The organism is Streptomyces pathocidini, from assembly GCF_001418495.1.
Lineage (GTDB): Bacteria > Actinomycetota > Actinomycetes > Streptomycetales > Streptomycetaceae > Streptomyces > Streptomyces pathocidini.
Window position 1 is genome coordinate 1 of record NZ_LIQY01000046.1, and the last position, 9,148, is coordinate 9,148.

Annotated in this window: 8 protein-coding genes; 5 read left to right on the forward strand and 3 right to left on the reverse strand. The window is 71.4% G+C overall.

What is annotated here, in order from left to right; genetic code table 11:
• The 5 genes from AOK16_RS03110 to AOK16_RS03130 form a co-directional block, all read left to right on the forward strand.
• Positions 1-1,015, forward strand: a 1,015-nt coding sequence (locus AOK16_RS03110) for a hypothetical protein (RefSeq protein WP_055470662.1), incomplete at its 5' end; no start/stop codon positions are given.
• A 176-nt stretch (positions 1,016-1,191) separates the two neighbouring features.
• Positions 1,192-2,034, forward strand: coding sequence for a nitrilase-related carbon-nitrogen hydrolase (locus AOK16_RS03115; protein ID WP_055470663.1), 843 nt, complete (start codon positions 1,192-1,194; stop codon positions 2,032-2,034).
• Complete coding sequence (locus AOK16_RS03120) at positions 2,031-3,398, forward strand: aspartate aminotransferase family protein (RefSeq protein WP_079101006.1); 1,368 nt, start codon at positions 2,031-2,033, stop codon at positions 3,396-3,398. The genes AOK16_RS03115 and AOK16_RS03120 overlap by 4 nt, the downstream gene beginning before the upstream one ends.
• A complete protein-coding gene (hydA, locus tag AOK16_RS03125) occupies positions 3,395-4,795 on the forward strand; it encodes a dihydropyrimidinase (protein ID WP_055470664.1) in 1,401 nt (466 codons plus the stop codon). Before AOK16_RS03120 ends, hydA begins: the two co-directional genes overlap by 4 nt.
• A gap of 11 nt (positions 4,796-4,806) precedes the next feature.
• Entirely contained in the window at positions 4,807-5,808 is a 1,002-nt protein-coding gene (locus tag AOK16_RS03130; protein ID WP_055470665.1) for a TIGR03842 family LLM class F420-dependent oxidoreductase, read from the forward strand.
• On the opposite strand, the gene AOK16_RS03135 is transcribed toward AOK16_RS03130, so the two are convergent.
• The 3 genes from AOK16_RS03135 to AOK16_RS03145 form a co-directional block, all read right to left on the reverse strand.
• Positions 5,798-6,982, reverse strand: a complete 1,185-nt coding sequence (locus tag AOK16_RS03135) for an endonuclease/exonuclease/phosphatase family protein (protein ID WP_240483340.1) — start codon at positions 6,980-6,982, stop codon at positions 5,798-5,800. The two genes, AOK16_RS03130 and AOK16_RS03135, sit on opposite strands and share 11 nt — an antisense overlap.
• Positions 6,983-7,063: 81 nt before the next feature.
• A complete protein-coding gene (locus AOK16_RS03140) occupies positions 7,064-8,173 on the reverse strand; it encodes a sensor histidine kinase (RefSeq protein WP_055470666.1) in 1,110 nt (369 codons plus the stop codon).
• Complete coding sequence (locus AOK16_RS03145; protein WP_055470667.1) at positions 8,166-8,861, reverse strand: response regulator transcription factor; 696 nt, start codon at positions 8,859-8,861, stop codon at positions 8,166-8,168. The genes AOK16_RS03140 and AOK16_RS03145 overlap by 8 nt, the downstream gene beginning before the upstream one ends.
• Positions 8,862-9,148 lie beyond the last annotated feature (287 nt).

Consider the following 9,148-nt stretch of genomic DNA (forward strand, 5'->3'; position numbering starts at 1 on the left):
GACCGCACGCGGCGGGGAGCTCCGCAGGCGCTTGGAGGCGCTTCCCGACCTGCTGGGCACGCCCGGCGAGGCCCAAGCGGCGAAGACGCGGGTCAAGGCCGTCGTCCCGCGGGCACGCGGGGCCCGCTTCGCCGGGGTCGAAGAGCCTGACGAAGCGGAGACCGCGGCCGCCGCCCCGCCGCTGATGCCGCGGCTGCCCGCCCCCACCGCGTCCCGCACCAAGCCGCGCGGCGCCCGCTACGCCTTCGTCGACGACAGCGCGGAGGACGGCGCCGAGGCGGTCGAGACCGTACCGGCCCCGCGGGCCCCCGAGCCCGAGGCTCCGACCGCCGCGGCGGCTCCAAGGGCGCCCGGCGCGGGCGCCCCCGTCAAGCCGCGCGGCGCGCGCTTCGCCGGCGCCTACGATCCGGGCGCCGACGCCCGCACCCTCGACCGGCCGCGTACCGCGCACCACGAGACGCCCGAGCTCGTCGCCGCCCGCCGGGGCGCCGCCGCCCTCGCCCGGCGGCTGGTGGGGCTGCGGGCCGCGGGCCGCAGCGGTGAGGCGCACGCGGTGCTGTGCGAGGTCGTCACGGGCCCCGCCGGGCTGCTGCCGCTGCTCGCCGCCGAGTTGGAGCACTCCGGCCTCGCCGCCGATGTCGCCACCCTCCTTTGGGAGGCCGCCTGTCTCCCGCCGGAGTCGCTCGCCGCGGCGGCCGCCGCGTTTGTCGACGAGGACCGGGCCGAGGACTGCCGGGCGCTGTTCCGCCAGGCCGTGGCCCGCACGGCACCGGAGATCGCGGAAACGATCCTCGCCTTCCACGGCGCGGGCCGGGCGGCCGAGGCCGCCGCCCTCCTGGAGGCGCTGCTGCGCGCACGGACGCGCGACGAGGCGGTGCGCGTGGCGGAGGAGAACCCCGGGACCCTTGTCCCGATGCTCCTCGAAGCGGCCGCCGCCATCTCCTCACACCACTACGGCGACCTGGCCCACATCCTGAGGGTCACCGGCCTCCCGGGAGTCCCGGACCTCGCGTAGCGGAGGGAGCCCGGCGGCGGAGACGACCCCGACCTCCGAATAGCGCACCTCATAGCGCCCCTTCTACGCGCGCGTGGACACGGATTCACCATCTGTGCCCTTTGTGGCCCGTTGTGGTGCGAAACGTGGTCGACTTGGGTTGTGTGCCCGAACCGCGCGCAGTGAAGGAGCAGGCCATGGCCAATGTCGTCCGTGCCGCACTGGTCCAGGCGACCTGGACCGGCGATACCGAGTCCATGATCGCGAAGCATGAGGAGCACGCCCGCGAGGCGGCCCGGCAGGGCGCCCGGGTGATCGGCTTCCAAGAGGTCTTCAACGCCCCCTACTTCTGCCAGGTCCAGGACGCCGAGCACTACCGCTGGGCCGAGCCCGTACCCGACGGCCCGACCGTGACCCGGATGCGGGCGCTCGCCCGCGAGACCGGCATGGTGCTCGTCGTCCCCGTCTTCGAGGTCGAGCGGTCCGGCTTCTACTACAACACCGCCGCCGTCATCGACGCCGACGGCACGGTCCTGGGGAAGTACCGCAAGCACCACATCCCCCAGGTCAAGGGGTTCTGGGAGAAGTTCTACTTCAGGCCCGGCAATATGGGCTGGCCCGTCTTCGACACCGCGGCCGGCCGGATCGGCGTCTACATCTGCTACGACCGGCACTTCCCCGAGGGCTGGCGGGCGCTCGGCCTGGCCGGGGCGCAGCTCGTCTACAACCCGTCGGCCACCTCCCGCGGCCTGTCCGCCTACCTCTGGCAGCTGGAGCAGCCCGCGGCGGCCGTCGCCAACGAGTACTTCGTGGCCGCCATCAACCGGGTCGGGCAGGAGGAGTACGGCGACAACGACTTCTACGGCAGCTCGTACTTCGTCGACCCGCGCGGCCAGTTCGTCGGCGAGCCCGCCGGCGACAAGCAGGAGGAACTCCTCGTACGGGACCTGGACTTCGACCTGATCGAGCAGGTGCGGCAGCAGTGGGCGTTCTACCGCGACCGCCGCCCGGACGCGTACGAGGGGCTGGTGAACCCGTGACCGACCTGTACGCGCGCCACCGCGCCGTGCTGCCCGAGTGGCTGGCGCTCTACTACCGGGACCCGCTCGAACTCACCCACGGCGAGGGCCGCCACGTCTGGGACGCCGAGGGGCGGCGCTACCTCGACTTCTTCGGCGGCATCCTGACCACCATGACCGCGCACGCCCTGCCCGAGGTGACCAAGGCGGTCGCCGAGCAGGCCGGGCGGATCATCCACTCCTCCACCCTCTACCTCAACCGCCCCATGGTGGAGCTGGCCGAGCGCGTCGCTTCGCTGTCCGGCATCCCCGAGGCGCGGGTCTTCTTCACCACCTCGGGCACCGAGGCCAACGACGCCGCGCTGCTGCTGGCGACCACCTACCGCAAGGGCGCGAACCAGATCCTGGCCCTGCGCAACAGCTACCACGGCCGGTCCTTCTCCACCGTCGGCATCACCGGCAACTCCGCCTGGTCGCCGACCGGCCTCTCGCCGCTCCAGACCCTGTACGTGCACGGCGGCATCCGTGGCAGGGGCCCCTACGAGGCGCTGCCGGACGCCGAGTTCATCGAGGCCTGCGTCGCCGACCTGAGGGACGTGCTCGCGCAGACGCGGGCCGCCTCCGTGGCCGCGCTGATCGCCGAACCGGTCCAGGGCGTCGGCGGGTTCACCGCCCCGCCCGACGGGCTCCTCGCGGCCTTCCGCGAGGTGCTGCGCGAGCACGGCATCCTGTGGATCTCGGACGAGGTGCAGACCGGCTGGGGCCGGACCGGCGAGCACTTCTGGGGCTGGCAGGCACACGCCGGGAACGGTCCGCCCGACCTCCTCACCTTCGCCAAGGGCATCGGCAACGGCATGTCCATCGGGGGCGTCGTCGCGGGACCCGAGGTCATGAACTGCCTTGACGCCAACTCCATTTCCACCTTCGGCGGCAGCCCCGTCACCATGGCCGCGGGCCTGGCCAACCTCGCGTATCTGATCGAGCACGACCTCCAGGGCAATGCCCGCCGCGTCGGCGGCCTGCTCATCGAGCGGCTGCGCGCCGCCACCGCCGGGCTGCCGGTCGTCCGTGAAGTACGCGGCCGGGGCCTGATGATCGGGGTCGAGCTGGCCGAGCCCGACGGGTCCCCCTCGGGGCGGGCCGCGGGCCTCGCCCTGGAGTACGCGCGCGAGGAGGGGCTCCTCGTGGGCAAGGGCGGCCGCGAGGGCAACGCCCTGCGCATCGCCCCGCCGCTGTCCCTGAGCATCGCGGAGGCCGAGGAGGGCGCGGAGATGCTGGAGGCGGCGCTGCAACGCGTACAGGCGGAAGTCTCCCGTACCGAAGCCTCCCGTATCGAAACCTCCCGCACCCAAGTCTCCGGTACCGAAGGGGGGCCGGTGTCATGACCCGGACGCTCATCCGCGGCGGGCTCGTCGTCACCGCCGCCGACGAGACCCACGCCGACGTCCTCATCGAGGACGGCCGGATCGCCGCACTGGCCGCGCACGGCAGCGCGTACGGCGAGAGCTGGACGGCCGACCGCACGATCGACGCCACCGGAAAGTACGTGATCCCGGGCGGCGTGGACGCGCACACCCACATGGAGTTGCCGTTCGGCGGCACCTTCGCCTCCGACACCTTCGAGACCGGGACCCGGGCCGCCGCCTGGGGCGGCACGACCACGATCGTCGACTTCGCCGTGCAGACCCAGGGGGAGGCGCTGCGCGCCGGGCTCGACGCCTGGTACGCGAAGGCGGACGCCAACTGCGCGATCGACTACGCCTTCCACATGATCGTCTCCGATGTCACGGAGGCCTCGCTGAAAGAGCTGGACCTCCTTGTCGCGGAGGGCATCACCTCCTTCAAGCTGTTCATGGCGTACCCCGGCGTCTTCTACAGCGACGACGGCCAGATCCTCCGCGCCATGCAGCGCTCCGCGGGCAACGGCGGGCTGATCATGATGCACGCGGAGAACGGCATCGCCATCGACGTCCTGGTCCAGCAGGCGCTGGCCGAGGGCCGCACCGACCCGCGCCACCACGGCGAGGTGCGCAAGGTGCTGCTGGAGGCCGAGGCCACCCACCGCGCCATCCAGCTCGCCCGGGTCGCCGGGGCTCCGCTCTACGTCGTGCACGTCTCCGCCGAGGAGGCCGTCGCCGAACTGGCCCGCGCCCGCGACCAGGGGCTGCCCGTCTTCGGCGAGACCTGCCCCCAGTACCTCTTCCTGTCCACCGACAACCTGGCGGAGCCGGACTTCGAGGGCGCCAAGTACGTGTGCTCGACGCCGCTGCGGCCCGCCGAGCACCAGGCCGCCCTGTGGCGGGGGCTGCGCACCGACGACCTCCAGGTCGTCTCCACCGACCACTGCCCCTTCTGCTTCGCGGGCCAGAAGGAGCTGGGCCGCGGGGACTTCTCCAGGATTCCCAACGGGCTGCCGGGCGTGGAGAACCGGATGGACCTGCTCCACCAGGCCGTGGTCGACGGGCACATCTCGCGCCGCCGCTGGATCGAGATCGCCTGCGCCGCCCCGGCCCGCATGTTCGGCCTCTACCCGCGCAAGGGCACCATCGCGCCGGGCGCGGACGCCGACGTCGTCGTCTACGACCCGCACGCCGAGCAGGTCCTCTCCGCCGAGACCCACCACATGAACGTCGACTACTCGGCCTACGAGGGCAGGCGGGTCACCGGACGGGTCGAGACCGTGCTCTCCCGCGGCGAACCGGTCATCACCGAAGGCGAGTTCACCGGTCGGGCCGGCCACGGCCTCTATGTGCCGCGCGGCACCTGCCAGTACCTGAACTAGGAGGCCACGTCATGGACTTCGGACTCGTCCTGCAGACCGACCCACCGGCCTCGGCCGTCGTCGGCCTGATGCGCCGCGCCGAGCGCAACGGCTTCCGCTACGGCTGGACCTTCGACTCGGCGGTCCTGTGGCAGGAGTCGTTCGTCATCCTCGGCCGCGTCCTGGAGCACACCCGGCGGCTGACCGTGGGCCCGATGGTCACCAACCCGGGGACCCGCACCTGGGAGGTCACCGCCTCCACCTTCGCCACACTCAACGAGATGTACGGCAACCGGACCGTGTGCGGGATCGGGCGCGGCGACTCCGCGATGCGGGTGGCGGGCCGCAAGCCCAACACCCTGGCCCATCTGGGCGAGGCGATCGACGTCATCCGCGACCTCGCCGAGGGGCGCGAGGCGCAGGTCGACGGCAACCCGGTCCGCATCCCCTGGGTCCGGGACGGGAGGCTGCCGGTGTGGATGGCCGCGTACGGGCCCAAGGCGCTGGCCCTGGCCGGGCAGAAGGCGGACGGCTTCATCCTCCAACTCGCCGACCCGTTCCTCACGGAGTGGATGGTGCGGGCGGTGCGCACGGCGGCCGAGGAGGCGGGCCGCGACCCCGCCTCGATCACCGTCTGCGTGGCCGCGCCCGCATACGTGGGGGAGGACCTGGCGCGGGCGCGCGAGCAGTGCCGGTGGTTCGGCGGCATGGTCGGCAACCACGTCGCCGACCTGGTCGAGCGCTACGGCGAGCACTCCGGCCTCGTCCCCGAGGAGCTGACCGCGTACATCAAGTCCCGGCAGGGCTACGACTACAGCCATCACGGGCGGGCCGGGAACCCGTCCACGGACTTCGTCCCGGACGAGATCGTGGACCGCTTCTGCCTCCTCGGCCCGCCCGAGGCCCACGTGGCGAAACTGACCGCGCTGCGGGACCTGGGCGTGGACCAGTTCGCGGTCTACGCGATGCACGACGCGAAGGAGGCGACGATCGACGCGTACGGGGAGCGGGTGATCCCGGAGCTCACCAGCTGATTCCGGCCGCCACCGGCAGATGGTCGCTGCCGGTGGCCGGCAGCAGCCACGACTTCTTCGGCTCCACGCCGCGGACCAGGATCTGGTCGATCCGCACCACCGGGAACTTCGCCGGCCAGCTGAAGCCGAAACCGTCCCCGGCCTTCTCCTGGACGGAGTGCAGCTGTGTGGTGATGCCGTCGAGCGCGCGGTCGTCCATGGTGCCGTTCAGATCGCCGAGCAGCACCACCCGCTCGTTCCGCTCGGCGGCGATGGCCTCGGCGAGCGCCTGCGCGCTGCGGTCCCGGCTGTCCGTCCAATAGCCCCCTCTGGGCATCAGCCGCACGGATCCCAAGTGGGCCACATACACCGCCAGCGGACCCTGGTCCGTGGCCACCGTGGTGCGCAGCGCCCGGTTGTAGGACATCTTGAGGTCGTACGGCTTGGCCCTCCCCAGCGGGCCGGCGTCCATCTCGGTGTCGACCGGCCGGGTGTCCGACAGCGGCAGCTTGCTCCACAGCCCGACCGTGCCCTGCGCCGTGTGGTACGGGTACGCCTTCGCCAGCGCCTTCTCGTACTGCGGCTTCGCCTGCGAGGTGATCTCCACCAGGGCCAGCACGTCCGCACCGGAGGCGGTCAGGGCGCGGGCGGTGCCGGCCGGGTCGGGGTTCTCCGCGCCGACGTTGTGGGTGACCACGGTGAGGTCGCTGTCCGGGTGCGACTTGTCGCCGAGCAGCCCGCCGAACAGGCTCAGCCACACCACGACCGGCAGCAGCAGCGCGACCACCGCGGAGGCGGAGCGGCGCCACAGCGCCCCGGCCAGCAGCACCGGGATGAACACGCCGAACCACGGCAGGAAGGTCTCCACCAGGCTGCCGAGGCCCCAGCGGTCCGTGATCCGCGCGTGCAGCAGCATGACCAGGCCGAGCAGCAGCGCCAGCGCCGCGAGCACCAGGCCGCGCTTCCAAGGCCCCGGCCGGGAGAGGGCGCTGATCGGCCGGCGGATGCCCGCACGCCAGGTGCCGGAGCCGGCATCCCGGCGGCCGGCGCCGCCCTGTCCGGCCTCCGCCGCGTCCAGGGTCTCGACGCGCTCCTCGGCTTCGACGCGCTCCTCGGTCTCGACGCGCTCCTCGGTCTCGACGCGCTCCTCGGCCTGCTGCCGCGCATCCGCGAATTTCTGCATGGATTCAGTCACTGATCGAATTCCCGAAGGGTGAATGGGGTGAATTATTGGAATGGTTTCTCATCGCCCGCGGGGGCCGTTGTGCGGACCTGGTTATTTCGCCATCTGCAAAGGCGGGGCGGGCAGCTGAACGGCGATACGGAGTCCGCCCTCGGGACGCGGGGTGATGGTGAGGGATCCGTCGTGTACTTGGACGATCCTCTGGACGATCGCCAGGCCGAGGCCGACCCCCGCGTGGTCGTCGCGGATGCGCTCGGTGCCGCGCTGAAACGGTTCGGTGAGGGTCGAGACCAATTGCGGGGAGAGTTTCTCGCCGCTGTTTTCGACCGTGAGCACCACGCTCTCGGGACGGGCGTCGGTCCTGACCCACACGGAGCCCTGTTCGGGCAGGTTGTGCACGATGGAGTTGTGCACCAGGTTCGTCGTCATCTGCAGCAGCAGCGCCTGCGAACCGAAAGCCGGGGCGGGGTCACCGGAGGTGTCGATGGTGACACCGCGCTTCTCGGCGAGCGGGAGCAGCGTCTCGGTGGCCTCTTCCACGAGGAGGGACAGGTCGACAGGTTCCCGCGTGAAGGTCCTCTGGTCGGCGCGGCTGAGTACGAGCAGCGCTTCGGTGAGGTCGATCGCTCGGGCGTTGATCGCGTAAAGGCGGTCGACGAGTTTTCCGTGGTCGTGAGCCGGGTCGCTGCGGGCCACGTCGAGAAGCGCCTTCGAGGTCGCCAGCGGGGTGCGCAGTTCATGAGAGGCGTTGGCCGCGAATCTCTGCTGTTCGGCGACGTGCGCTTCGAGTCGCTCGAGCATGCCGTCGAAGACGTCGGCGAGTTCGCGGAACTCGTCTTGGCGGCCTGACAGCCGGATGCGGTGGGAGAGCGATCCGGCCGTGGCCAGGTGGGTGGCGTCGGTGATGCGGGTCAGCGGGGCGAGCATCCGGCCGGCGAGGAGCCACCCTCCCACGAGGCCGAACACCAGCAGGAACGCGAACACCGCGGCCGCCCTCGGGGCGAAGACGTCCAGGAGGGCGGACCGGACGGGAAAGACGCCATTGAGTTGGTCATCGGGGTTGTTGAGCATCGCGCGCTCGGGGACGTAACGCAGGAGGAACAGCCACACCGCCGCGAGCAGCAGGCCACCCGCGACCATGAGGAACCCGGCGTAACTGAGGGTGAGTTTGAGGCGGACGCTGAGCCCAGGCGCTCTATCCATGGTCTCTTCCCCGGTGTCCGGCCTCTGGTTGTGTGTCGATGCGGTAGCCGACGCCCGGCACGGTGGCGATCAGCCAGGGTTCGCCGAGCCGCTTGCGCAGGGCCGAGACCGTGATGCGTACGGCGTTGGTGAACGGGTCCGCGTTCTCGTCCCACGCGCGTTCCAGGAGTTCCTCGGCGCTGACGACACCGCCTTCGGCGGCCACGAGGACTTCGAGCACCGCGAACTGCTTCCTGGTCAGCGCGACGAAGCGGCCGTCCCGGTAGACCTCTCGGCGGAACGGATCCAGCCGCAGACCCGCGATCTCCCGCACCGGCGGCCTGCTGTGTGCCCGCCTGCGGTCGAGGGCTCTGAGTCTGAGCACGAGTTCCTGGAGGTCGAAAGGTTTCGTGAGGTAGTCGTCGGCGCCGAGCTCGAACCCGGTGGCCTTGTCGTCGAGACGGTCGGCAGCGGTGAGCATGAGGATCGGCATGCCGCTGCCGGAGGCGACGATGCGTCGGGCGATCTCGTCGCCGGTGGGCCCGGGAATGTCCCGGTCGAGGACGGCGATGTCGTACGTGTTGATGCCCAGCAGTTCCAGAGCGGTGTCGCCGTCACCCGCGATGTCCGCCGCGATCGCTTCCAGGCGCAGGCCATCGCGGATGGCTTCCGCCATGAAGGGTTCGTCCTCGACGATCAATACACGCATGCTCCGAGGCTACGAGCCGGTACATATCGTCGGCATATCGAAAACCGCATACGGGCTGGCAACACCGCGCTGCTTTGACTGCGGGCATGACCTACAGAGGAACAGCGCGAACAAAGCCCCGCCGAGCCGCCGGCATTCTTGTCGGCGGCCTGCTGGTCACCATCGCGACGATTGCCGTGGCCCTCGGCTGCCAGTCGCCGGCGACCCAGACCTCGGCCCCGACCCCGCTGCCGTCCCGGACCCCCTCTCCGACCCCCCCCCCCCCCCCCCCCCCCTCCCCCCCCCCC

Excerpts from the sequence above, each read along its gene's own strand:
- AOK16_RS03115 (WP_055470663.1), top strand. The coding sequence starts at position 1,192 with ATGGCCAATGTCGTCCGTGCCGCACTGGTCCAGGCGACCTGGACCGGC.
- AOK16_RS03140 (WP_055470666.1), bottom strand. The coding sequence starts at position 8,173 with ATGGATAGAGCGCCTGGGCTCAGCGTCCGCCTCAAACTCACCCTCAGT.
- AOK16_RS03145 (WP_055470667.1), bottom strand. The coding sequence starts at position 8,861 with ATGCGTGTATTGATCGTCGAGGACGAACCCTTCATGGCGGAAGCCATC.
- hydA (WP_055470664.1), top strand. The coding sequence starts at position 3,395 with ATGACCCGGACGCTCATCCGCGGCGGGCTCGTCGTCACCGCCGCCGAC.
- AOK16_RS03130 (WP_055470665.1), top strand. The coding sequence starts at position 4,807 with ATGGACTTCGGACTCGTCCTGCAGACCGACCCACCGGCCTCGGCCGTC.